Genomic DNA, 22,440 nt, shown 5'->3' with positions numbered 1-22,440 from the left:
CCATCCCGGCAGGCTCAGGCCGGGATGGTCACCTCGGGGTGTCAGTTGCCCCAACCGCGCTGGCCGTCCCAGCCACCGCAGATGCCGTTCAAGCAGCCGTGGCCCCAGCCACCCTGGGCCGGGTTCCAACCACCGCAACCGTTCCAGCCGGGGCCGCTGTCGCAGCCACCGCCACCGCCGGCGTCACCGCCGCCGCTGGGTTGAGCACTGATCGTCGTCGCGGGCGCGTCAGTCATAAGTGCGGCGGTCGGTCCTGCTGCAATCGCCACCGCGGCTCCCGCTACGAACACTGACCCCATGAGTTTTCGTATGGTTAGCATGACTCCATACTCCACTCCTGTGAGCCTCCTGCCAAGTGATGTGATCAAGCCCGCGTGTAGCGCAGCATTGTCACACCGGTCCCAGCAAAGGCGTCCGGGTAGTCGCAGAAAACGGGCTTGACCCGCATACCGACACAGATTTCCTCGGGTGCGGCGTCAACGAGTTCTGTCGAGAACCGCGGACCCTCATCCCATTCCACGATACCCAGAATTTGCGGAACGGCATCGGCGAAGTGCGGGCCCACCGGACGGCGGGCCACGGTGAACGAATACAACGTGCCCATCCCCGAGATCTCCCGCCACTCCAGGTCACCGGCGAGGGTGCGGGGCGCCAGCACGCGGGGGTAGAACACATAGGCCTGCGTCGACGGCGAGTACTGGATGACGATGCGGTGCTGCGCGAGCGCATCCCAGAAGGGCGCGCTGGTAGGGGTTTTCACCGGCATCGGCCGGGTGAATCCGGTCATCGGTTTCAGTCGCCTTCCAGGATCAGAGTGGTTTGCTCGGACAGGATGCCGCCGTTACCGGACACGAACGCGCGATTGCAATCGCTGACCTGGGCCGCGCCGGCACGGCCCATGATCTGGCGGGTGGCATCACACACGTGGTGCATGCCGCCAGCCAATCCTGCTTGCCCGAAACCGAGTTGGCCGCCTGCGGTGTTGAGCGGGAAATCACCGCGGAAGGTCAGGTCGTGATCGGACACGAAGGACATGCCCTTGCCCTTCTCGCAGAATCCGGCGTCCTCCAGGCTGAGCAGCACGGTGATCGTGTAGCAGTCGTAGATCGACACCATGTCCATCTGGTCGCGCGTCAGCTCGGTCATCCCGAACGCGGTATCGGCAGCCTTGCGCATCGGCGTGTCCAACAGATTCTCGGCGTAGGTAGGGGTCTTGAAGGGCACGTGTTCACCAAAACCCTTGATCCACACCGGCCGGTTGCGGGAACGAGCCGCCACCTCGGCGCTGGCCACGACGACCGCGGCCCCACCGAGGCACGGCATCACGATCTCCAGCATGTGCAGCGGATCGGCGATCACCGGGCTGGCCAGCACATCCTCGATGCTCAGCGGGGTGTCTTTCCAGATGGCACCGTCGGTGTGGTTGGCATTGACCCGTTGGTCCACCACGATCTTGGCCATCGCCCGCTCGTCGTAGCCGTACTCGTGGGAATAACGTTGGGCCACCTGCCCGTATGGCCCATTCTGACCGAGGTTGCCGTAGGGAATCTCGAATTCGGCCTGCGGCGAGCCGAATTGGTTGCTGGACGATCCGAAGAACACCGCATCGGTCAGCGTCTTGGGCTTCAGCTCGGAGGACGGTGTGATGTAACGCGCAGGCAGGGCACACAGCACCACGTCGCACAGGCCGAGTTCGATTGCGGCGGCCGCCCGCCACACCATTCCTGCGGCGCTCGCCCCGCCGAGATCCAGCAACTCTGCGAAGTTCGCTCGTACGCCGAGGTATTCGGCCACGGTGGACGGTACGAAGATCTCCGACTCGCCCAGATGAGAGGTGACGATGCCGTCGACCTCCTCGGCGGACAGACCGGCATCCTCCAGTGCCGCTGCTGCCAGCAGTGCCCATTGTTCGAGGGTGAACGGAGCCGGTGCGGCCTTCGACAGACGTTCGGGCGGCAACTCGACGTAGCCGACGATCGCGGCGTCGCCCTGTAATCCCCTACGCGGTCTCATACTCACTCCTCACTTACGGGGTAGTCCCAGGATCAGCTGGGCGATGATGTTGAGCTGGATCTCGGTGGTGCCGCCGCCGATCAACTCGGCGGGAAGGTCCAGGTAAGGCGCCACCACGGCCGGTTGGCTGTCCTGTTCCAGGGCAAGCGGTCCGGTGAGGCCGAGGGTGAGTTCGGCCGCACGGCGCAGCATCACGTTGGTGGCCACCTTGGCGATGCTCGACGCCGGACCGGGGGGCTGCCCGTCGAGCAGGCGCAACGTCTCGCGGACCCCCAGTGCCTTGAGCGCGTTGGTGTAGGCGTCGATCTCGCCGATGGCGTGCAGGACAGGGTCGGGATCGGGGCTGACCGCGACGAGTTCACGCAGTGCGCCCATCCGGTCGATGTGGACGTAGCCGCTGATCGCCACCCGTTCGTGGGCCATGGTGCTGATCGCCAACTGCCAGCCCGAAACCGGGTCCCCGAGCAGCATCTCGTCGGGCACGAACACGTCGGTCAGGAACACCTCGTTGAACTCGGCGCGCCCGCTGGACTGGGTGATCTGCTTGAATTCGACTCCGGGTGAACGCATGTCGAGGATGAAGTAGCCGATGCCGCGGTGCTTGGGGGCGTCGGGGTCGGTGCGGGCCAGCAGCGCACCGTAGTCGGCCCGATGTGCGAGCGACGTCCAGATCTTGTGCCCGTTGATGCGCCAGCCGCCCTCGACCCGCACGGCCCGGGTGCTCAGGGCGGCCAGGTCGGAGCCGGCACCCGGCTCACTGAACAGCTGGCACCAGGACAGGTCGCCCCGCAGCGTCGCGGGCACGAAACGCTCCTGCAGTTCGGCAGATCCGGCCGCGATGACGCTCGGCAGGATCCATTCGGCGATACCGATCGAGGGTCGCGCCAGGCCGGTGCGCTTGCCGAACTCCTCGTCCACGATGAGCTGCTGGCGCACGCTGGCATCGCATCCCCACGGCGCGGGCCAGTGCGGTGTGATCAGTCCGGCGTCGGCCAGCAGGTTGCGCCGGTCGCCGACGGGGGACTCACCGCGATCGTCCTGTAATCCGAAGCCCTTGTCGGACAACGACAGTGCGCGGTCCAGGATCTCGGCGACGCGCGCCCGGAAGTCGGCATCGGAGTCGCCGAGTTTCACCGTCAGGTCGCGGGTGACGGTGGCCGACAGCTCGCCGAGTTCGCGGGTCCAGCGCGACACCGGACCGATCGAGGCGGCCAGACTGGTGGCTCGCCGCCAGTACAGATGCAGGTCGTGTTCCCAGGTGAAGCCGATCGCCCCGAGCATGGTGAGTGCCTCAAGGACGAGGCCGGGAACCGGCATGACCGCTCTCACCGCGGCCGAGCAGGCGGTCAGCCGGTGCTGGTCGGTGTCCGCGGACCCGTTGAGGGCACGCACCGTATCCCAGGCCGCGGCTGTCGCCAGCGCACCGTTCACGAGCAGCATCGCCGCCTTGTGTTGCAGCGCCTGGAACGTCCCGATCGGCTTGCCGAACTGTTCTCGCGTGCGCAGATGCTCGGTCACGGTGTCCACACACCACTGGGTGATGCCGGCTGCTGTCGCCGCGGTGAAGGCGACGGTCAGATCGCTGAGCCGGCCGGCGTCGAGCCCGGGCAGGACCGCACCGGCAGGCACCGCCAGATCGTGCAGATGCAGGATGCCCAGATCGGTGGTCAGATCGGTGCCCCGACGCGATTCGACCTGCGCCTCAGCCGGATTCAGCACTGCCCAGGTCAGGCCGTCCGTCTCGTCGGTGAAGGGCACCACGACACGCTGTGCCGAGCAGATCCCCAGGGCCGGCCCGGACGACCCGGTCAGGCGCCAGCCGTCACCGTCACGCCGGGCCGCGAAGGCACAGTGCTCACCGGACAGCACGACCGCGCGGGCGCCCGCGGCGATCTCTTTGAGGAGGGTTGATGCGGCCGCGCCGTCCAGGGCAGCCACCGCAGCCCCGGCGATCGCGGTGGTGAGCAGCGGCCCCGGCAGCAGCGCCGAGCCCGCAGCCTCCAGTACGCAGGCCATGTCCTCCAGTCCGCCGCCCTGACCGCCGACCGATTCCGGTAGATGAACAGCATGGAAGCCGTTGTCCACAAATATGTCCCACCAGGCTGGTGGTCGGCCCGCTGCCAGATCGTCCAACTCGGCCCGGGTGACATCGATCGGCGCGTGCCGGGCCGCGAACTGCTCGACGGCCTGACGGAGCTGCTGTTGCTCCGGGGTCAGAGCGATGGACACGTGGGTCATGCGCGCCTCCTGGCGGCGAAGAATCGGGCGCCTTCGACGATGGACTCCGTCGTCGGCCTCGGCTGCCAGCCGAGTTCGCGGACCGCCTTGCCGTGATCCATCGGCGACATCACGTGCATGAGCCGCACGGTCAGCGGGCTGAGCTGGTTCTCCTTCTTGCGCAGCCGGGCCAGGGGATCGACCGCCGCGCCTGCGGCGGCCAGCACACGGACCGGAATCCCACGCCGGGGCGGCTCGACATCGACCGCCGCGCAGGCGGTCTGGTAGATCTCCTGAGCGGTCATGAAGCGTTCGGACACGATGTAACGCTCGCCGACGCGGCCCCGTTCGCCGGCCAGGACCAGTGCCTCGGCGGCGTCCGCGATGCCGACGGTCTCGGCTGCCGCGCCCTTGACGTAGAACGGCATCTTGCCCCGTACCGCGGCGGCGACCAGACCCCCGTGGGGCGTCGGCAACCAGTCGCCAGGTCCGTAGGTGTTGGACACACACATCGCGACCGCGGGCAGACCGTGCTCGCGGGCATAGCGCAGCACCATCTGTTCGGCGAGCACCCTGGTGTGCACGTAGTCGCCGCCCACGTCGAGCCAGTTGTTCGGCAGATCCTCGGTGGCAAGCCCGGATTCGGCGATGCCGATGGTGGCGATCGAGCTGGTGAAGACGAACTTCCGTAGACCAGCCTCGACCGCGACGTCCAGAACCTCTTGCAGCCCTTCGATGTTGGTTCGCCACAGCGGGGCCGGGTCGCTGAGCCAGGCCCTGGCGTCGACGACGCAGTAGTACACGACGTCGCAGTCGTCCATCGCGGAACGCACCGACTCAGGGTCGAAGATGTCCCCGTAGACCCGCTCCACGTCGAGGTCGTCGATCCCGCGGGTGGAGCTGGTGCTGCGGATGAGCACCCGAACATCCTCGCCGCGCTCGACGAGTCGCCTGGCGACATGCGACCCGAGGAAACCGCTGGCCCCGATGACCAGTTTCTTTGTTGCCATGCGCCCTTGCGTTCGTTGCTCTCCGAATTCACGAGACGCTACGTCTCGTCTTGTGGGAGACTACGGTGGGTAGCTTTCCGTGTAAAGATCCCTGCAAAGGACCAACGAGGACATGCCGAGAACCCCTACCACCGAGGAAGCGACGGCTCCGCGACGACGGAGCGAGAAGTCGCGGGTCGCCATCATCGAGGCCACCCGAGCACTTCTGCTGGAGCGGGGTTTTGACGGGCTGAGCATCGAGGCCGTCGCCGCCCGAGCCGGGGTCGGCAAGCAGACCATCTACCGCTGGTGGCCGAGCCGGCCCGCGCTGGTCGCCGACGTGCTCCTGGAAGACGCCGACAAGATCCTGGCCACCATGCCGCGCACCGACGACGTCACCGCGGACCTGGTCTCCTGGGCCCGCACGCTCGCGTCCGCCCTGACCACGGAACGCGGCAACGCCATGCTGCGCATCCTGACCGCCGCCTCACTGGAACACGAGGACACCGCTGCGCGGCTGCGGGCAGGTTTCAGCCGTCCACTACTCGACTCGGTGCGCACCCGGCTGCTCGCCGAGCAGATCGATCCCGACCTGGCGTCAGCGGCCGCCGATGCGCTGCTCGGCGGGGTGGTCTATCCGGTGCTTTCCGAAGGACAGAGCTACTCGCGACAGCGCGCCGAAACCATGGCCCACACCATCGTCGCGAGCCTGCTCCGCCCGCCTTCCGCCTGACCTCAGACGGGTCAGACGGGTCAGGCCCGGGGTGCGGCCCCCGGGGCCCGCACCACCATCGGCACAGCAGGAAAGTACGTCGCCATCTCCGAGCGGCACTTGCGCAGGGCGGCGGTACCGTAGCCGCGCTTGCGGAAGTCCGGATGGATCCAGATCCGGACGTTGACTTCTCCGTGCGTCAGCTCACCGAACACCATGCCGACCTTCTCGTTGCCCTCCAACGCCACGAACCAGACGGCCTCTTCGGCGTCCACCCGGCGCAGCGCCGCGCGGATCTCGTCGTCGACATCGGCCGCCGGGGCACCCGATCCGTCGCCGGAAGCACCCACGTCAGTGGTCCGGGCGACGAAGATGTCGCGGTCGGTGTCGGCGGCGAACGCCCGCAACTCCAGCGATTCACCCGAGGCCGCCGGACGCTCGGACACCGTGAAGCTGAGCTGGCTGTTCAAGTCGTCGAGTTCGGCGGCGATCCCCCGCCGCGAATCCTTCGTGATCTGCGCGAACGACAGCCCCACCACCGCCTCCGACGCCAGGTGTGAGGTGCCGAGAAGCTGGGCAACCGCCTCGACGGCGGCAGCCCGATCGTCGGCATCCACGATCACGTCGAGCACCTCGTGGCGCCGGTTCAGGGCGTTGAGCAGAGCGTCGGCAATTTCGCGCCGCGCCGCGGCTTTGTCGTGATCGGTCATACCGCGAGCGTAGATCAGCGGTCTGTGCTCTGTGGAGTGCAATCGTCAGCTCAGAGTCGGTCCATTTCTCGCACCAGGTGGCCTGAACTCAGCCGACCAACTCCTGCCCCAGGTAATCGTCGGGTGTCCGCACTCCACCGGGCACCACGAACACCGCCGAGCCGATTGCGGTGGTCCACTGGTTCAGCGCATCGAACTGCGCAAGACGCCGTTGCACCGGCAAGAACTGCTCGTCGATGTCGCGTTGGAAAGTCGCGAAGATCAACCCGCTGTTCGACGTCTGGCCGGGTTCTGCCGGATCGTCGTAGTTGTAGGGCCTGCGCAGGAACCGCTCGCGGGTGCCCCGATGGTGGGCCAGCGCGACGTGCGAGTTCTGCGGGATGACCGGAATCCCGTTATGTGTCAACGCGAAATCTGGCTCGTCATGCTCGCGGCTGCCGGTCAGGGGAGCACCTGAATCCAGGGTGCGCCCGACGGTGAACTCCTTGCTCCGGCGGTCCAGCTCATCCCAGGTGTCCAGGTGCATCGCGATGCGTCGGATGACCAACAACGTGCCGCCGACCAGTCCCGGGTGTGCCGGTCCCGACATCCAGACCAGATCGTCGAAGTCGGCGGCCGCCAGATTCGCGGTGCCGTCGACCTGCCCCATCAGGTTGCGCATGGTGGTGCCGCCGGCGTCGGCCCCGCGGGCATTGCGGAATCCGGCCTGCCGCCACCGCGGCGCCGCCATCGACCGGACGTTCTTGGTCAGTACCCGGTTGGCATGGGCCACCGTCACCGGATCGTCGGCACAGATCTGCAACAGCAGGTCGCCCCCGGACCACCGCTGTTCGAGCCGGTCCACGTCGAACAACGGCAACTCACGCGCCGACGGTGGCCGGGCACCGGTCGCGCCGATCCGGTCGAGCAGCCCGACCCCCAGGCCGACCGTGATGGTTAATCTGGCTGGGCGGGTGGCGAGTTCGGGCTCGGTGTCGGCCAATGCGGGCGCGCCCTGCGTCAACCGGGCCGCATCCGTCGTCCACAACCGCAGGATCGCGGCGACGGTCTCCCGCTCGGTGCGCCCTGCGGGAGGCCTTCCGCCGTCGCTCAGATCGAACGCCACGAACAGCCCGTGTGACTGCGGCGCGGTGGCGATCCCCCCTTGATGCGGTCCGTAGAACGGTTCGACGTCGACTCCGAAACCGTTGCGCACGGTGGCGGAATGGGCTGCACCGGATTGGTTCAGCACCGCACCGCCGGCCAGGGCGGCGGCGCCTCCGGCGAGGAGTCGGCGCCGGTTGACCGACAGACGCGACCGATCAGCCATGTCCGTGAGGTGACGGCGGCTGATAGTTCTCGTCACCCCCGGCGAAATCACGCACCTGGGCCGTGACCGGAAGCGACGAGCCGTCCTCGAACACCAGCGAGACCGGGACGTCCGCACCGGGTTGCAGCGGGGCCTTCAGGTCCATCAGCATCAGGTGGTCCCCGCCCGGCGCCAACTCGTGCGTGGCCCCGGCCCCGATGGCGAGCCCGCCTTCCTTGGGCCGCATGGTTTTCGAACCGCTGTCGTCGCCGACGACCTCGTGTAATTCCACCGTGCCCGCTGCGGGCGAGGTCGCCGAGACGATGCGGGCGTCGTGGTGCCCGGTGTTCGTGAGCCTGCCGAAGACCGCGGTCATTCCACCGTCTGCCGCACTGGCCCACTGCTCACTCACCTGAACCGTCTCGGCCATCTTCTCCTCGTGATGGCTCTCGGTGCAGGCCGCCAACCCGACCGCCAAGGTCAACGCGGTCGCCGTCAGAACAGCTGCAACCCTAGACATTTGATCTTCCTTTCCACCACGCCACGGCGACATCGACCAACAGGAAAGCCAGCAGGCTCAGCCCGAACAACGGCAGGGCCCACCCGATGCCGACGGCGACGGCAACCACCGCCACGCCGGCCCAGGGCGGCAATTGGCGCAGCGTGCCGCGCAGCGGTGCGCGACCCACCGCCCAGGCCGAACCCCGGGTAGGCCGGCGCTGCCACCACATCCGATAACCGCGCACGATGACCGAGATCAGGCCGACCATGGTGAGCGCCAACACGATCTGGTTGGCAACCCCGAACAACAGGCCCATGTGGGCGTCGATCGTCCAGTCGGTGAGCTTGGCCAGCAGGGGCCACTGTGACAGGTTGACCCGATCAGTGACCTTGCCGGTATCGGGGTCGACCGCGATCGCGTCGGCGCGCGTGGGCCAATCACGTTTGCGCTCGGCCACTTTCCAGGCCTGACCGGCTTCGGCCGGCGGGTACATCCACATCGGACCACGCAGCCCGGCCTGTTCGGCGGTGCGCAGCACGGTGTCCGCGCCGCCCAACTCGGACCTGCCGCCGTGGTGGCCGTGATGTGCCGGTTGGGCGGCCGGGGCTCCGGAGAGCGCGGTGTCCACGGCAGGTGCCGTGGTGTTCAGCTGCGCCTGGATGCCGTTGACCGTCTCGCCGCCGTACCGGGACCAGGTGATACCCGAAATCGACAGCGCCAGCAGCACCGCCACTATCCACACGCCGACCGCGCCGTGCCAGGACAGCGTGCGTCGTCGCCCCGAGGTCGTCCGGTCGGGCAGGACCAGGTCGCGCATCGCGCGGTTCTCCCGACGCCGCATGATCCACAGCGCCAACCCGGCCAGCACGATCACCCACATCCAGCTGGCCGCCAGCTCGCTGTAGTTGCGGCCGACTGCCCCCAGATGCAGGTTGCGGTGCAGCTCGTCGAACCAGGCCCGCACCGGCATCCATTGCCCGTAGGTGGTCAGCGCCCCGCGCACCTCGCCGGTGTACGGGTCGACGAACACCGTGCGGGAGTAGTCCGGCGGAACGTCCTTGAACTCCGGGCCCACCAGCAGGCTGATCTGGGTGGTCTCGTCAGGCGCGGCCGGCGGGCGGATGCTGTCCACCGTACCCTCGGGATGGGCATGGCGGGCCGCGGCGAGTTGGTCCGCCAGTGGCAGGCGCTCGGTCCCCACCTGCGCGACCGTCAGCTCGTGCCGGTTGACGAATGTGTCGATCTGCGGGATCAGCGCATAAAGCAGGCCGGTGACAGCCGCGATCAGGATGAACGGTCCGACGAATACGCCGGCGTAGAAGTGCAACCGCACCAGAAGGGGGCGGATCGAATGGCGTTTGACGGGCGGAGGTGATTCCTCGCGTAGTTGATCGTCAGGGGTGATGGTCATGGTGACGCTTTCGCTCAGGAGAACCCGTGGAGAGGTGCGCACGGGGCACAACGCGGAACAGCCCGTCACCGACGGGCTCAGCTCAAGGAGTGGGCGTTAGCTGCCCATGGCGGGCGCCGCCGGCGGTGCCCGCATCCCCAGCCCGGTGTGCAGCAGAACAGGCCGCGCCACAACCACATTCGAAGGCCACCAGAGCGCACGAACCGACGGCCGGATCCTGGCGGCAGCGAAGATCCGCAGCCAGGACAGCACCGAGGCGCAGACCACGTAGAGGTACTCGGCCAGACCGATGACCAGGCCCAGACCCACCGCGGCAGCGGCGTGCAGACCGACCATGGGGGCGCTGAGCAACGATGCCGCGTGATGGTGCCCGCCGGCCGTTGCCAAAGCGAAGTGACCGAGCAACTGCCCGGCGCCCAGGCCGGCAATGAGCAGGCCGCTCTTGGCCCGGCGCGTCTGCGGGTTCACGCCACCGACTGCGGCACCGAGTGCCGCACACAGCAACAACAGCACGATCAACGGACTGCTCGCCGGAGCCATGCCCCCGGCCGCAGTATGGGCGACCGTCGCGGTCAGTGCGGAGCACGCGCCGACAAGACCACCGCGCAGGCGCGCGGCATGCTCGACAGACGTGCTCACCTGCGGAACCCTACCGTGCAGTCTGAGCAGGGCATCTGCCATGGCGCCCTAGGGTGACCCTGTGGGTAGCCCGGCATACGACCAGTACGAGTTGATCGCCCCCGAGTACGCCCGGACCTTTGCCGGCGAATTCGAATCCCGGCCCTTCGACCGTGCGGTTCTGCGGTCCTTCGCCGACCTGGTGGCGCGGGCCGGCGGGCGAACCGCCCTCGATGTGGGCTGTGGGCCCGGTGAGGCCGCCGCCGAGCTCGCCGGGTGCGGATTGCAGACCGATGGAATCGACGGCTCGGCTGCGATGGTGTCTCTTGCCGAGCAGCAGTGGCCGGAGGTGCGGTTTCGGACCGCCGACATGTTCGACCTCCCATACGTGCCGGGAACCTTCGATGCGGTGTGCGCCTGGTACTCGATCATCCACACCCCCGCCGCGGCGCTGCCGGAACTGTTCACCGAGTACCGCCGGGTCCTGAGCGATCCCGGCTGGGTGTTGCTCGGCTTCCAGACCGACGGCGAGCCCGCGGTCTATGACCACGCCTTCGGCCGGGACGTGGAGCTGACGTTCCTGCGTCACGACACGGCCGCGGTGTGCGCTGCCCTGGAGGCCACGGGGTTCATCGTGTACGCGACCACCAAGCGGGCGCGTCAGGCGCAGCTCGATGAGCCCACAGCGCAGGCCATGGTCATCGCGCACACCTCTTGATTATCACCCTTGACTTATATAAGTAATAACTTTTAGATTGGTCACGTGCAGGCCTTCGACATCCTCGGAGACCCGGTGCGCAGGCGGATCCTGGAGCTCATCCAGGCGGATGAGCTGTCGTCCGGCGCCATCACCGAGGTGATCCGGGCCGAGTTCGATATCAGCCAGCCTGCGGTCTCGCAACATCTCAAGGTGTTGCGAGACAACGGCTTCGCCAATGTTCGCGCCGAAGGCACGCGTCGGCTGTACAGCGTCGACACCGCGCCACTGCGTGAGGTCGACCAGTGGCTGGAGCGGTTCCGGCGCAACTGGACACCGCACCTCGATGCGCTGGCGACCGAGATCGCGCGCGGCAAGCGGGACCGAAGAACAACCACGAACAAGGGGGCTTCCCAGTGATCGACGTCCAACATCAGCTCAACGAGGTCCGCCGCAGTGTGGGCCGCACGACGTTCGAGGCCCGGGAGGCACGGGTCGTGAGCGTCAGCCAGACCTATCCCACCGATGCCGCCGATCTGTGGGATGCCTGCACCAACATCGAGCGGATCCCCCGGTGGTTCCTGCCGATCACCGGCGACCTGCAGGTGGGCGGCCGTTTCCAGCTGGAAGGCAACGCCTCGGGAGAGGTACTGACCTGCGAACCGCCCCGCTCCTTCACGACCACGTGGGAGGCCATGGGCGCCACCAGTTGGGTCGAGGTCACCATCAACGAGGCCGGCGAGGGCCGGGCCAATTTCACGCTGGATCACATCATGCACTCCGGCGACGACGACGAGTTCTGGTTGCAGTTCGGCCCCGGGGCGGTCGGAGTCGGTTGGGACTCCGCACTTCTCGGACTCGCCGGATACCTCAGCGGCGGCGACCGCATCACGCCGGAGGAGGGTGCCGCCTGGGCGGCCGGCGACGAGGGCCGCGGTTTCATGACCTCTGCGAGTGAACTCTGGTACCAGGCCGACCTGGCGGCCGGAGAAGATCCGGCGCAGGCACGCGCTGCGGCAGATCGCACCGCCGCCGCCTACACCGGCGGCTGACCTGGGCGGACGCGACGTGATGGGGTGCGGCCGGACCACCGCCGTACCCTGTCGGTGTGCCTGACCTCCACCCGAACCTGACCGTGCTGGCTCCCCTGCTCGGCACCTGGTCCGGTCCCGGCGCCGGTGAATATCCGACGATCGAGTCGTTCGAGTACCTCGAAGAAATCACCTTCGGCCACGTCGGCAAGCCGTTCTTGACCTACAGTCAGCGCACCAAGGCCCGCGATGACGGCCGACCGCTGCACGCCGAGACCGGATACCTGCGGATCCCGGCGCCGGGGCGGGTCGAATGGGTACTGGCGCATCCGACCGGCATCACCGAGATCCAGGAAGGCACCGTGCGGGTCGTCGACGGGCGCATCGGCATGGAGCTGGCGGCGACCACCATCGGACTGACCGCCTCGGCCAAAAACGTTGCGGCACTGTCGCGTTCCATCCAGGTGGCGGGCGACGAACTCACGTACAACCTGCAGATGGGCGCGGTCGGACAACCACTGCAGCACCACCTGTCCGCCTCCCTGACCAGGAAGACCGAATGAACCAACAAGCCCCGACGGGCAAGATCGCCCTGCCCTCCGACCTCGACGCGGTCACCGACATCGGCGACGAGGACCATTCGGACATCGACCCGTCCGCCGTCGAGCGCGTCTGGGAATCGGTCCGGTACTGGTACGGATCCGGCATGCACCCGGCCATCCAGGTGTGCCTGCGCCGCAACGGAAAAACCGTGCTGAACCGGGCCATCGGCCACGGCTGGGGCAACGGCCCCGACGACGCACCGGACGCCGAGAAGATCCCCGTCACCACGCAGACCCCGTTCTGCGTCTACTCGGCCGCCAAGGCGATCAGCACCACCGTCGTGCACATGCTCGTCGAACAGGGGCACTTCTCCCTCGACGACCGGGTCTGCGACTATCTGCCCAGCTACACCAGTCACGGCAAGGACCGCACCACCATCCGGCATGTGGTGACCCACAGCGCCGGAGTCCCGATCCACACCGGTCCGCGTCCCGACGTCACCCGCGTCGACGACAGCGAGTACACCCGGGAGCAACTGGCCCTGCTCAAGCCCGTGTACCGGCCGGGCCTGGTGCACATCTACCACGGACTGACCTGGGGCCCACTGATCCGCGAGATCGTCTCGGCGGCCACCGGGCGCAACATCCGCGACATCCTGGCCGACGAGATCCTGGATCCGCTGGGTTTCCGGTGGACGAATTACGGCGTTGCCCCAGAAGAGGTTCCGCTGGTCGCGCCGAGCCACGTGACCGGCAAACCGCTGCCCGCGCCGATCGCCGCGGCGTTCCGCGCGGCAGTGGGCGGGACACTGGACCGGATCATCCCGCTCAGCAACACCCCGTTGTTCCTCACCAGCGTGATCCCGTCGTCGACCACCGTCTCGAACGCCGACGAACTGTCGCGATTCGCCGAGATCCTTCGTCGCGGAGGCGAACTCGACGGGGTCCGGATCATGAAGCCGGAAACCCTGCAGGCCGCCACCACGCCGTGCCGGCGAATGCGGCCCGACGTGGCGACCGGACTCAAGCCGATGCGCTGGGGTACGGGGTACATGCTCGGCGGAAAACGCTTCGGGCCGTTCGGCCGCAACACTCCCTCGGCGTTCGGCCACACCGGGCTCGTCGACATCGCGGTGTGGGCCGATCCGCAGCGCAGCCTGTCCGCCGCGATCGTCAGCAGCGGCAAGCCCGGCGCGCACCGCGAGGCCAACCGCTATCCCGCGGTGCTGGACCGCATCGCGGCCGAGATGCCGGTCGGCTGAGTCCCTCAGGTCAGCGCAGCTTCTCCCCGTACACCCGCTCCACGGTCAGCTTCATCAGGACCCGCCGATCGGAGACCATCACCGACCGGTACTCGTCCCAGTCGGGGTGCTCCCCTGCCGCGCTGCGGTAGTAGTCGACGAGCGCCTCGACCTCAGGGCCGTGCGGATCGGTCCCCGGCCCGGTGAGCGTCACCGGCCCTTCGGCCGTGGCCCAGGCCCAGCCGTCCGGGCTGGTCACCTCGAGCGCGGCCCGGGGATCACGGCGCAGGTTGACCGTCTTGGCCCGGCCTTCGGTCATCGACACGTAGATGACGCCGGCGGCCCGGTCGTAGAACGGTGTCACCGGCGACAGCTGCGGAATGCCCGAGGCCTTGATGGTGGCCAACACGCCGAGGCCGGCCTCGGCCAACAGTTCGTGCGGATCGAACGACGGGTTAGATGAGGTGGCGGTCACATCTGTGCGCAACCGCGGACCGCACGCCCGCTATTCCAGGAGCCTGCCGATGCCCGACGACGCTGTCCGCGACGATCTCGCCGAACTGCTGCGCCGGAGGGCGCTGACGGAGGATGCCGGCCGGCCCGACGCGGTCGGCCGCCGTCACGCCGCCGGTGGCCGCACCGCCCGGGAGAACATCGCCGACCTGATCGATGACGGTTCGTTCGTCGAGTACGGGCGGTTCGCGATCGCGGCGCAGAAACAACGTCGCAGCCTGGACGACCTCATCGAACGCACCCCCGGCGATGGCCTACTGGCCGGAACCGCGCGGATCGACGGCGCCGCATGCGCGGTGCTCTCGTACGACTACACCGTGCTGGCCGGAACCCAGGGCGCCATCGGCCATCGCAAGAAGGACCGGCTGTTCGAGATCATCGAGCGGCTCAAGTTGCCGACGGTGTTCTTCGCCGAGGGCGGGGGCGGCCGCCCAGGTGACACCGACATCCCGACGGTCTCGTCGCTGGAGATCCGGGCGTTCGCGTTGTGGGCCGGACTGTCCGGCCTGGTGCCCCGCATCGCCGTGGTCAAGGGCCGGTGCTTCGCGGGCAACGCGGTGATCGCGGGGGCCGCCGACCTGATCGTCGCCACCCAGGACAGCTCGATCGGGATGGGCGGACCGGCGATGATCGCCGGCGGTGGCCTCGGCGAGGTCGCCCCCGACGACGTCGGCCCGATCTCGGTGCAGGCTCCCAACGGCGTCGTCGACGTCGTGGTCGCGGACGAGGCACAGGCCGTCGCTGCCACCCGGAAGTTGATGGGCTACTTCACCGGACCGACCGGACCTGGCCCCGTGGCCGATCAAACCGACCTGCGCACAATGATTCCCGAACGAGCCCGGCGCGCCTACCCGGTGGCGCCCATCGTCGAGACACTGGCCGACGCCGACTCGGTGACGTTTCTGCGCGAGAAGTTCGCCCCGGAGATGGTGACCGCGCTGGCCCGCATCGACGGCAGACCCGTGGGCATTATCGCCAACAACACCATGGTGATGGCCGGTGCCATCACCGCCGCGGCCTCCGACAAGGCCGCCCGGTTCCTGCAACTGTGCAACGCATTCGGCCTGCCGGTGGTGTCACTGGTGGACTGTCCCGGATACATGGTCGGCCCGGCGGCCGAAGCCGAAGCCCTGGTACGGCGCGGTTCCCGGATGTTGGTGGCTGGGGCAGCGCTCACGGTGCCCCTGGTCGCGGTGATCCTGCGACGCGGTTACGGCCTTGGGGCACAGGCGATGTGCGGCGGAAGCCTTCATGAACCGCTGCTCACCGTGGCCTGGCCCGGCGCGCACCTCGGCCCGATGGGATTGGAGGGTGCCGTCCGCCTGGGTCTACGCAAGGAACTGGAGGCTATCGCCGACGACGACGAACGCGAGCAGGCCGTGCGGGCGGCCACCGCGGCCGCCGAAGAGAACGCCCGGGCGCTCAACTCCGCATCGTTGTTCGAGATCGACGACGTCGTCGACCCGGCCGAAACCCGGTGGCTGATCGCGGCCACGCTGGCCGCGGCCGCGCAGCATGAACGCCCTGCACCTCGTGCACGGTTCATCGACACCTGGTGACCGCCCCGCCCCTACGACCGAACCGTTGACTACACGCTGTAGTAGACGTAACGTCCGGACTGTGTCCAACAGTCCTCCTCGCGTGCGGGGTCGGCAGTGGAGTTTCGCGCAATGGGGACTGCTGATCATCTCGCTGTTCCACGTCGTCCAGGCAATCATCGGATTCATTGCCGAGCCGAGTTTCGCCATCGGACCGGATGCGCCGACCACACCGATTCTGGGCATGGATTACAACGGTTGGCATGCGGTGGCCGGCCTGGCGTTGTTCGGCCCCGGCCTGGTGCTGTGTTGGCGAAAATCGTGGGCCGTGCTCTATCTCCTGCTGGCCGCGGTGGCTGGGGCGCTGCCCGGAATCTGGGCGTTCTTCTCCAATCAGGTGGCCCTGATATTCGCCTTCCCCAACAACACCACGGATGCGATCGTGCACCTGGCAACCGCTGCGGTGATGCTGGCCGTGGCAGGCGTGCAGATCTACCGCGATGGAGGGCTGCGAAACTCGCTTGCCGGGCTAACGCTCAAACGGTAGACCACAGCGGTTTGCTGAAGGTCGGCCGGATAACGATTCGGTTACTACGCCCGTAGCCGCACATCACGATCAATTAAGAATGACGCCCGGTCTCTGAGACATTTCAAGATCATCGGCCCGAATTGGGCGAGACTGAGGCGCAATTCACGGTCGCCCGGCGTAACACATCCACACCCGTCACAGCTGTTTCACAGTGCAGAGGTTTTGCTCGACGACGATGCGGTTACTTTCGAATTCGGGCCGGGGAAAGCGATCACGGATCGCGACCCAATGAGAATCCCAGAATCCCGAAGGAAAATGATCATGAAATTCACTGGTATCACCGCGCGCCGTGGAATTGCCGGCGCTTGTGCCGCGGGCCTGCTCGGCGGCGTCGCCGCCGCGATGATCGGCGCACCGAGCGCAGCTGCCGCACCCGACTGCAGCGCCAGCGGGGTGGCGGGCACCGTCAGCAGCACCACCGGTGCCGCTCGCGCGTACCTCGACAGTCACCCCGGTGCCAACCAGGCAGTGACCACCGCGTTCACCCAGCCGCGTCCGCAGGCCGCGGCCACGCTGCGCGGTTACTTCACCGCCAACCCGCAGGAGTACAACGACCTGCGCGGCATCCTGGCCCCCATCGGGGACACGCAGCGTACGTGCAACGTGACGGCGCTCTCCCCCGAGCTGGCCTCGGCCTACTCGGAGTTCATGGCCGGGTAGTCCACTGGATAGCGTGGAGGTAAGCCGACACACGTCAAGGAGGACGGATGGCGAACCCGTGGCAGGTGGTCCGAGGAAACCGGGGCAAGAAGGTGGCCGGGCAAACGGCGACCCGCGTCCGTAAGCGCAACCCGTCTCCGCTGGAACCGGCCTGGACACCACCGCCGGCTCGCTATGGGATCGGCGTCCACCACAACGTCGCGATCCGCGCCTCCGACGGCACCGTGCTGCGGGCCGACATCCACTACCCGACAGTTCCCGAGACCGGGGCGCCGGCACCGGGACCGTTCCCGGTGCTGTTGTCCATCACCCCCTACGGCAAGAAGGCCCCGCCGCCGGCCGCCCAGATCGGCGGCGGGGCCACCCCGTACCTGATCCGGCGCGGCTACATCGAGGTGATGGCCGACGTCCGGGGCACCGGAGCCTCGGGCGGATCGTTCGAGATGCTGGGCGCCGTGCAGGTCCAGGACGGCGTCGACCTGGTGAATTGGGCTGCAACGCTGCCGAATTCCAATGGCAGGGTCGGAATGTTCGGCATCTCGTACCTGGCCATCAACCAGCTCCTCACCGCCGCCGCGGTCGGCCCCGACTCACCGTTGAAGGCGATCTTCCCGGTGATGGCAGGCAATGACTTCTACCGCGATGTCGTCACGATGGGCGGGGTGCCGCACATGCGCACGGTGCGCGCCTACGGGGCTGTCTACTCACTGCTGAACGTGGTCAACCCGGTGCTGGAGTTCGCCAAACGCGGCACTCACGAACGGCCTCGCGCCGGAGGCCTGGCCGCGGTGCGCCAACGCGGACGTGATCAGCGGCAGTACTTCAAGACCATGATCGGCGACGCCACCGCCGGTGGGGACACCGCGTTCGACGGGCCGTTCTGGGACACCATGCGGGCGTCGGACGTATTGCCCGACATCGCGAAGAACAAGGTCGCCGTGTTCCTGATCGGCGGCTGGCACGACGCTTTCCAGCGCGGCGCTCCGCTGAACTACACCGCGCTGCAGAACGCCTACACCGGCCGGCCGCCCAACGCTCCCATGGAGCCCGGCCAGCCGCTCTCGGACCGGGTCCAATTGATGATGGGGCCTTGGTACCACGTCTCGGACATGGACGGGTTGCACGTCCATGCGTTGCAGCTCCGCTGGTTCGACCGCTGGCTCAAGGACGACACCGACGCCGCAGTCACCGGCCCGCCCATCCGCTTCCAGGCCATCGGCAGCTCGAAATGGTTTCAGGCAGAGGATTACCCGTTCCCTGAGGCCACGCCAACCCGGCTGTACCTGGCCGAGGGCGGGCAACTCGTCACCGAGCCGACTGCCGAGCAGACCGACGCCGTCCTGCGCTATGCGGTACGTGGGCCCATCTCCGGCCGCAGCCTCGAACAGTGGACGCTGGGCATGGGCAGTTTCATGGCCGCCCAGACCGGACGGCGCATCCGCTACGACCTGGACAACCGTCGCCTGCAGCGTGAGGCCCTGACCTACACCACAGAAGAGTTCACCGAAACCCGACTGATCGCAGGTCCGATCACTCTGACCGTGCACGCAACGGCTGACACGACCGAGACCCTGTGGGTGGCCCATCTCGACGATGTCGCCCCGGACGGGGCCAGTCGGCCGCTGACCCAGGGTGCGCTGCTCGGCTCACATCGGGCCCTGGATCCGGACAAGACGTGGTACCTGCCGGATGGGCCAGAAGGAGAGGTGCTGCGGGCACATCACATCAGTACCCGCGCCGCCGCCGAACCGGTCGTGCGTGGCGAGCTCACCCGCTATGACCTGGAGATCTTCCCCACCGCCGCGTCGATCGCACCGGGCCACCGGTTGCGGCTGACCCTGACCACCTATGACTTCCCGCACCTCGTCCCCACGCAGCCCGCGCGGGAGGCACTGGTCGCGGGAACGTACCGAATCCGTCAGGGCGGAGACGCACCGTCGAGACTGCTCATCCCGTTGGCTGAGCCCGCCGCGTTCACGCCGGACGAGTAGCGCGGAGGTACGTAAGCTTGCCGGCCAGCCGGATGTTCCCGTAACCCACTACCGCGCAATCGAATCCGGCCTTCTCCAACAGCTGCGGCAGAGCGTCGCCGCGAACGTCGACGACGTGTAATACGCCGCCGGGCTGCAGGACCCGAAACACTTCGGCGGCGGCGGCCGCCTTGGTCGCCTCGTCGAGGTGGTGCAGCATCATCGAAGACAGCGCCACGTCGAACCCACCGTCATCGAACGGCAATTCCTGCGCGTAGGCACGTTCGAAGCGGACACCGGTCATCCCCTTGGTCTTTCGCTGCGCCCGCTGTAGTGCCCGTGGGTCGGGGTCGGTGGCGACGATATCGGCCGTGGCACAAGCCTTCTTTACGCGCACAGTCAGATTTCCGGTACCGCAACCTATTTCGATCACCCGCTGGCCGGCTGTCAGCCCGGCCTGGGTGACCAGTTCGCGATAGGCGGGGTTCATCCCCAAGACCCGCGTCAGCAGGTCGTAGCCGGGCAGGAAGGCGTCGTGGCCTGCGGCAGGCAGGTAGTCATGCCGGCTCTTCAGAAGATGTGGACGATGTTCTGTCATGAAATCCATGATCCAGCCTTCTGGGCAGGGTTAGTTGGGTGAAGGTTGGCGATATCAGGATTATCTTTGGCGCTATGTCCGATGCGTCCCGATTGGTTCGCCACCGCGATGGTGTCCCGGTCTACCGATATTGGACCGACCGCGACGCGCCGCCGGTGTCGGTGACCCGCGGCCGGCGTGCGGAATTCCCCGAACACCGGCCACACATACACGACTTTCCGGTGCTCTGGTACGTACCGACCGACGGGGTCATCTACGTGGTCGCGGCAGGCGAGGTGATCGACCCACGGCCGCTGACCGCCGACGCCGACGGCGTCGGCGTGTTCTTCGACCCCGCTGCGCTGGGGCACGACGCCGCCTCGCCCTGGCCCACCTGGCAGGCTCATCCCCTGCTGTTCCCGTTCCTCCACGGCCGGTCCGGCGGGCTGCTGCAACTGCACGTTCCGGCGGATCGACAGCCACTGTGGGACAACACCATCCGATCCATCGAGGACGAGCTGGCCGCCCGGCGTGAAGGCTACCGCCAAGCGGTACTGGCCCATCTGACCCTGCTGCTCATCGATCTGGCCCGCCTCGCCGACGACGTCGTGAGCGACCTGCGGCGCAGCGGCGAGCCATTGCTGGCCGAGGTGTTCTCGGTGATCGACCGCCGGTTGTCCGAGACTCTCTCGCTCAGCGACGTCGCTCACGAGGTCGGGATGACAGCGGGTCATCTCACCACCCTGGTGCGCCGGCGGACCGGTCGCACGGTCGGCGAGTGGATCAACGAGCGCAGGATGAGCCGGGCTCGCGACCTGCTGGGTGAGACGGACCTGGCCGTCTCAGAGGTCGCCACGCGGGTGGGAATGGCCGACCCTGGATACTTCAGCCGCCAGTTTCGCCGCACGCACGGCGTGCCACCACGCGAGTGGCGGCGGCGCGGCCACGGGCATCAGAACTGAATCACCTTGATAACAGAGGGGTTACGCCGGGCGCGGCCCCGGTAGTCGCAACTCAGGCGTTGTTAGCGTGCCGGTGTGAGACTGAGAATGTTCGGTCGGGTGGCGCGCCGCGTGGCGGCCGCGGCGATTTCAGGTTTGATGTTGCCGGCACTGGTGATGGCCGCGCCCACACCGACCGCCGCGGCGTATTCACGCGATGGTCTGCCCGTGGAACGCCTGCAGGTGCCGTCGGCCGCGATGGGCCGCGACATCACGGTTCAGTTCCAGGGCGGCGGACCGCACGCCTTGTACCTGCTCGACGGCCTGCGCGCCCAGGACGACAACAACGGTTGGGACATCAACACCGCCGCGTTCGAGTGGTTCTACAAGTCGGGCATCTCTGTCGTCATGCCCGTCGGAGGGCAGTCCAGCTTCTACAGCGACTGGTACCGCCCCGCGGCCGGCAGTGCGGGCACCACCACCTACAAGTGGGAAACCTTCCTCACCCAGGAACTTCCGGCCTTCCTGGCTGCCAAACGCGACGTCGCGCCGACCGGCAATGCCGTCGTCGGGCTGTCGATGTCCGGTGGCGCGGCCTTGACCCTGGCTATCTGGCATCCAGCCCAGTTCATCTTCGCCGGCGCCCTGTCCGGCTTCCTGAATCCGTCACAGGGCCTGTGGCCCACCATGATCGGCTTCGCGATGAAGGATGCCGGTGGCTACAACCCCACCGACATGTGGGGCATGTCCAGTGATCCGGCCTGGCGTCGCAACGACCCGACGGTCAACATCAACCGGCTGGTGGCCAACAACACCGCGATCTGGGTGTACTGCGGCAACGGTGTTCCTTCCGAACTCGACGATCCCGGCGGTAACTTCGGCACGCTGTACAGCGCGCAGTTCCTGGAGAACATCACGATCAACTCCAACAAGGAGTTCCAGCAGAAGTACGTGGCTGCGGGCGGACGCAACGCGAAGTTCGAGTTCCCGCCGAACGGCACCCACAACTGGAACTACTGGGGATCGCAATTGCAGCAGATGAAGCCCGACCTGCTGCGGGTGCTCAGTCAGAACGCTGCGGCGGCCGCCGCTCCCCCCGCTCCGGCTCCGGCCGTGCCGGGTCAGGTGCCGCCGGCTGTGCCCGGTCAGGTTGCTCCCGCCCTGCCCGGTCAAGTAGCTCCCGCCCTGCCCGGTCAAGTAGCGCAGGTGCCCGGTCAGGTTGCTCAGGTTCCCGGCGTGGCGGCAGCGCCCGCTGCACCGGTGGTACCCGGCACGGCCGGAGTGCCCGGCCAGGTGCCCGGGGTAGCCGGGGTGCCTCGGGTGGCCGGGGTGCCGGGAGCGGTTCCCGCCCCGGTGAGCCCGGTGAGCCCCGGCCTGCAGACCGTGCCCGTCGCGCTGCCCCGGGCCTGAGCCGCGTTCGTAACCCCACGGCGGAAAATCAGCCGAAATTTCGCCGTGGCGTTACATACGCGAAAGAGTCAGCACCGAACCGCTCCTACCGCGCTCGCCGACGATCAGACTGCCGGGGTCTCCCGCACCGAACTTCAGCGTTCTGGGGCTCCCACACCGGGTTTCGAGATCATCCAGACCCGTTCCTCATCCCGGCGGGCGTCGTGCACAATGCCCACAATGTCGGCACCGTGCGGACCCTGATGCTGTCCACCTATGTGGTGCCCGTCGA

The 22,440-nt window shown here is 67.7% G+C and carries 24 protein-coding genes; 12 read left to right on the top strand and 12 right to left on the bottom strand.

Features of this window, described 5'->3' with window-relative positions; genetic code table 11:
- Positions 1-41: 41 nt before the first annotated feature.
- Genes AC4ELH_RS13830 through AC4ELH_RS13810 form a run of 5 tightly spaced genes read right to left on the bottom strand, consistent with a single transcriptional unit; the run spans position 42 to position 5,240 of the window.
- Positions 42-320 (bottom strand): hypothetical protein, encoded by a 279-nt coding sequence (locus tag AC4ELH_RS13830; protein WP_082449148.1) that lies wholly within the window; start codon positions 318-320, stop codon positions 42-44.
- 44 nt (positions 321-364) lie between these two features.
- A complete protein-coding gene (locus AC4ELH_RS13825) occupies positions 365-787 on the bottom strand; it encodes a Zn-ribbon domain-containing OB-fold protein (protein ID WP_498884942.1) in 423 nt (140 codons plus the stop codon).
- A 5-nt stretch (positions 788-792) separates the two neighbouring features.
- Positions 793-2,013, bottom strand: coding sequence for a thiolase family protein (locus AC4ELH_RS13820; protein ID WP_064958556.1), 1,221 nt, complete (start codon positions 2,011-2,013; stop codon positions 793-795).
- Positions 2,014-2,022: 9 nt separating this feature from the next.
- Positions 2,023-4,242: an acyl-CoA dehydrogenase family protein gene (locus AC4ELH_RS13815; RefSeq protein ID WP_498885050.1), complete on the bottom strand. Its 2,220-nt coding sequence runs from the start codon at positions 4,240-4,242 to the stop codon at positions 2,023-2,025.
- 5 nt (positions 4,243-4,247) lie between these two features.
- Positions 4,248-5,240 carry an NAD-dependent epimerase/dehydratase family protein gene (locus tag AC4ELH_RS13810; RefSeq protein ID WP_498884939.1) on the bottom strand — a complete coding sequence of 331 codons (993 nt, stop codon included), beginning with the start codon at positions 5,238-5,240 and terminating at the stop codon, positions 4,248-4,250.
- A gap of 112 nt (positions 5,241-5,352) precedes the next feature.
- On the opposite strand from AC4ELH_RS13810, the gene AC4ELH_RS13805 reads away from it, so the two are divergent.
- On the top strand, positions 5,353-5,952 hold the full coding sequence (locus AC4ELH_RS13805) for a TetR/AcrR family transcriptional regulator (RefSeq protein WP_498884938.1): 600 nt from the start codon (positions 5,353-5,355) through the stop codon (positions 5,950-5,952).
- Positions 5,953-5,972: 20 nt separating this feature from the next.
- Here AC4ELH_RS13805 and AC4ELH_RS13800 read toward each other — a convergent pair whose 3' ends face one another.
- The 5 genes from AC4ELH_RS13800 to AC4ELH_RS13780 all read right to left on the bottom strand — a co-directional run bounded on the left by AC4ELH_RS13800 (position 5,973) and on the right by AC4ELH_RS13780 (position 10,481).
- Positions 5,973-6,641 (bottom strand): GNAT family N-acetyltransferase, encoded by a 669-nt coding sequence (locus tag AC4ELH_RS13800; RefSeq protein WP_064958559.1) that lies wholly within the window; start codon positions 6,639-6,641, stop codon positions 5,973-5,975.
- Between the two features lie 88 nt (positions 6,642-6,729).
- The gene (locus AC4ELH_RS13795; RefSeq protein ID WP_498884935.1) at positions 6,730-7,950 is read right to left on the bottom strand and encodes a Dyp-type peroxidase; all 1,221 of its coding nucleotides are present in this window, start codon (positions 7,948-7,950) and stop codon (positions 6,730-6,732) included.
- A complete protein-coding gene (locus AC4ELH_RS13790) occupies positions 7,943-8,449 on the bottom strand; it encodes a copper chaperone PCu(A)C (protein WP_064887458.1) in 507 nt (168 codons plus the stop codon). Before AC4ELH_RS13790 ends, AC4ELH_RS13795 begins: the two co-directional genes overlap by 8 nt.
- Positions 8,442-9,842, bottom strand: a complete 1,401-nt coding sequence (locus AC4ELH_RS13785) for a PepSY-associated TM helix domain-containing protein (protein ID WP_498884933.1) — start codon at positions 9,840-9,842, stop codon at positions 8,442-8,444. The genes AC4ELH_RS13790 and AC4ELH_RS13785 overlap by 8 nt, the downstream gene beginning before the upstream one ends.
- 96 nt (positions 9,843-9,938) lie before the next feature.
- Positions 9,939-10,481 (bottom strand): hypothetical protein, encoded by a 543-nt coding sequence (locus AC4ELH_RS13780; protein WP_498884931.1) that lies wholly within the window; start codon positions 10,479-10,481, stop codon positions 9,939-9,941.
- A gap of 61 nt (positions 10,482-10,542) precedes the next feature.
- Here AC4ELH_RS13780 and AC4ELH_RS13775 point away from each other — a divergent pair, with 61 nt between their 5' ends.
- Genes AC4ELH_RS13775 through lipE form a run of 5 tightly spaced genes read left to right on the top strand, consistent with a single transcriptional unit; the run spans position 10,543 to position 13,992 of the window.
- The gene (locus AC4ELH_RS13775; RefSeq protein ID WP_498884930.1) at positions 10,543-11,178 is read left to right on the top strand and encodes a class I SAM-dependent methyltransferase; all 636 of its coding nucleotides are present in this window, start codon (positions 10,543-10,545) and stop codon (positions 11,176-11,178) included.
- A gap of 45 nt (positions 11,179-11,223) precedes the next feature.
- Positions 11,224-11,577 (top strand): ArsR/SmtB family transcription factor, encoded by a 354-nt coding sequence (locus AC4ELH_RS13770; protein WP_498884929.1) that lies wholly within the window; start codon positions 11,224-11,226, stop codon positions 11,575-11,577.
- The gene (locus AC4ELH_RS13765; RefSeq protein ID WP_498884928.1) at positions 11,574-12,209 is read left to right on the top strand and encodes an SRPBCC family protein; all 636 of its coding nucleotides are present in this window, start codon (positions 11,574-11,576) and stop codon (positions 12,207-12,209) included. The genes AC4ELH_RS13770 and AC4ELH_RS13765 overlap by 4 nt, the downstream gene beginning before the upstream one ends.
- Before the next feature lie 56 nt (positions 12,210-12,265).
- Complete coding sequence (locus AC4ELH_RS13760; RefSeq protein WP_448444651.1) at positions 12,266-12,751, top strand: peroxynitrite isomerase; 486 nt, start codon at positions 12,266-12,268, stop codon at positions 12,749-12,751.
- On the top strand, positions 12,748-13,992 hold the full coding sequence (lipE, locus tag AC4ELH_RS13755; RefSeq protein ID WP_064887469.1) for a lipase LipE: 1,245 nt from the start codon (positions 12,748-12,750) through the stop codon (positions 13,990-13,992). The genes AC4ELH_RS13760 and lipE overlap by 4 nt, the downstream gene beginning before the upstream one ends.
- Before the next feature lie 10 nt (positions 13,993-14,002).
- Here the strand turns inward: lipE and AC4ELH_RS13750 are convergent, their stop codons facing one another.
- Positions 14,003-14,446 carry a PPOX class F420-dependent oxidoreductase gene (locus tag AC4ELH_RS13750; RefSeq protein ID WP_064958566.1) on the bottom strand — a complete coding sequence of 148 codons (444 nt, stop codon included), beginning with the start codon at positions 14,444-14,446 and terminating at the stop codon, positions 14,003-14,005.
- A 49-nt stretch (positions 14,447-14,495) separates the two neighbouring features.
- Here AC4ELH_RS13750 and AC4ELH_RS13745 point away from each other — a divergent pair, with 49 nt between their 5' ends.
- The 4 genes from AC4ELH_RS13745 to AC4ELH_RS13730 all read left to right on the top strand — a co-directional run bounded on the left by AC4ELH_RS13745 (position 14,496) and on the right by AC4ELH_RS13730 (position 19,262).
- The gene (locus tag AC4ELH_RS13745) at positions 14,496-16,043 is read left to right on the top strand and encodes an acyl-CoA carboxylase subunit beta (RefSeq protein WP_498884926.1); all 1,548 of its coding nucleotides are present in this window, start codon (positions 14,496-14,498) and stop codon (positions 16,041-16,043) included.
- Positions 16,044-16,104: 61 nt separating this feature from the next.
- Positions 16,105-16,569, top strand: coding sequence for a DUF4383 domain-containing protein (locus AC4ELH_RS13740; protein ID WP_236734931.1), 465 nt, complete (start codon positions 16,105-16,107; stop codon positions 16,567-16,569).
- 303 nt (positions 16,570-16,872) lie between these two features.
- A complete protein-coding gene (locus AC4ELH_RS13735) occupies positions 16,873-17,271 on the top strand; it encodes a heme-binding protein (RefSeq protein ID WP_064887517.1) in 399 nt (132 codons plus the stop codon).
- 179 nt (positions 17,272-17,450) lie between these two features.
- The gene (locus tag AC4ELH_RS13730; RefSeq protein WP_064958593.1) at positions 17,451-19,262 is read left to right on the top strand and encodes a CocE/NonD family hydrolase; all 1,812 of its coding nucleotides are present in this window, start codon (positions 17,451-17,453) and stop codon (positions 19,260-19,262) included.
- On the opposite strand, the gene AC4ELH_RS13725 is transcribed toward AC4ELH_RS13730, so the two are convergent.
- A complete protein-coding gene (locus AC4ELH_RS13725; RefSeq protein ID WP_498884923.1) occupies positions 19,246-19,839 on the bottom strand; it encodes a class I SAM-dependent methyltransferase in 594 nt (197 codons plus the stop codon). The genes AC4ELH_RS13730 and AC4ELH_RS13725 overlap by 17 nt on opposite strands.
- A 74-nt stretch (positions 19,840-19,913) precedes the next feature.
- On the opposite strand from AC4ELH_RS13725, the gene AC4ELH_RS13720 reads away from it, so the two are divergent.
- Together AC4ELH_RS13720 and AC4ELH_RS13715 are read left to right on the top strand one after the other, a co-directional pair.
- Entirely contained in the window at positions 19,914-20,780 is an 867-nt protein-coding gene (locus tag AC4ELH_RS13720) for a helix-turn-helix domain-containing protein (RefSeq protein WP_498884921.1), read from the top strand.
- A gap of 75 nt (positions 20,781-20,855) precedes the next feature.
- Positions 20,856-22,169 (top strand): esterase family protein, encoded by a 1,314-nt coding sequence (locus AC4ELH_RS13715; RefSeq protein ID WP_498884919.1) that lies wholly within the window; start codon positions 20,856-20,858, stop codon positions 22,167-22,169.
- Positions 22,170-22,440 lie beyond the last annotated feature (271 nt).

It is taken from the genome of Mycobacterium shunyiense, from assembly GCF_058270075.1.
Note: the sequence above shows the minus strand (reverse complement) of the source record. Positions and strands in the feature narration are given on the sequence as shown.

Bases quoted from the DNA above. Each gene is read 5' to 3' on its own strand.
- AC4ELH_RS13830 (WP_082449148.1), bottom strand. From the start codon at position 320: ATGCTAACCATACGAAAACTCATGGGGTCAGTGTTCGTAGCGGGAGCC.
- AC4ELH_RS13825 (WP_498884942.1), bottom strand. From the start codon at position 787: ATGACCGGATTCACCCGGCCGATGCCGGTGAAAACCCCTACCAGCGCG.
- AC4ELH_RS13820 (WP_064958556.1), bottom strand. From the start codon at position 2,013: ATGAGACCGCGTAGGGGATTACAGGGCGACGCCGCGATCGTCGGCTAC.
- AC4ELH_RS13810 (WP_498884939.1), bottom strand. From the start codon at position 5,240: ATGGCAACAAAGAAACTGGTCATCGGGGCCAGCGGTTTCCTCGGGTCG.
- AC4ELH_RS13805 (WP_498884938.1), top strand. From the start codon at position 5,353: ATGCCGAGAACCCCTACCACCGAGGAAGCGACGGCTCCGCGACGACGG.
- AC4ELH_RS13800 (WP_064958559.1), bottom strand. From the start codon at position 6,641: ATGACCGATCACGACAAAGCCGCGGCGCGGCGCGAAATTGCCGACGCT.
- AC4ELH_RS13795 (WP_498884935.1), bottom strand. From the start codon at position 7,950: ATGGCTGATCGGTCGCGTCTGTCGGTCAACCGGCGCCGACTCCTCGCC.
- AC4ELH_RS13790 (WP_064887458.1), bottom strand. From the start codon at position 8,449: ATGTCTAGGGTTGCAGCTGTTCTGACGGCGACCGCGTTGACCTTGGCG.
- AC4ELH_RS13785 (WP_498884933.1), bottom strand. From the start codon at position 9,842: ATGACCATCACCCCTGACGATCAACTACGCGAGGAATCACCTCCGCCC.
- lipE (WP_064887469.1), top strand. From the start codon at position 12,748: ATGAACCAACAAGCCCCGACGGGCAAGATCGCCCTGCCCTCCGACCTC.
- AC4ELH_RS13745 (WP_498884926.1), top strand. From the start codon at position 14,496: ATGCCCGACGACGCTGTCCGCGACGATCTCGCCGAACTGCTGCGCCGG.
- AC4ELH_RS13735 (WP_064887517.1), top strand. From the start codon at position 16,873: ATGAAATTCACTGGTATCACCGCGCGCCGTGGAATTGCCGGCGCTTGT.
- AC4ELH_RS13725 (WP_498884923.1), bottom strand. From the start codon at position 19,839: ATGACAGAACATCGTCCACATCTTCTGAAGAGCCGGCATGACTACCTG.
- AC4ELH_RS13720 (WP_498884921.1), top strand. From the start codon at position 19,914: ATGTCCGATGCGTCCCGATTGGTTCGCCACCGCGATGGTGTCCCGGTC.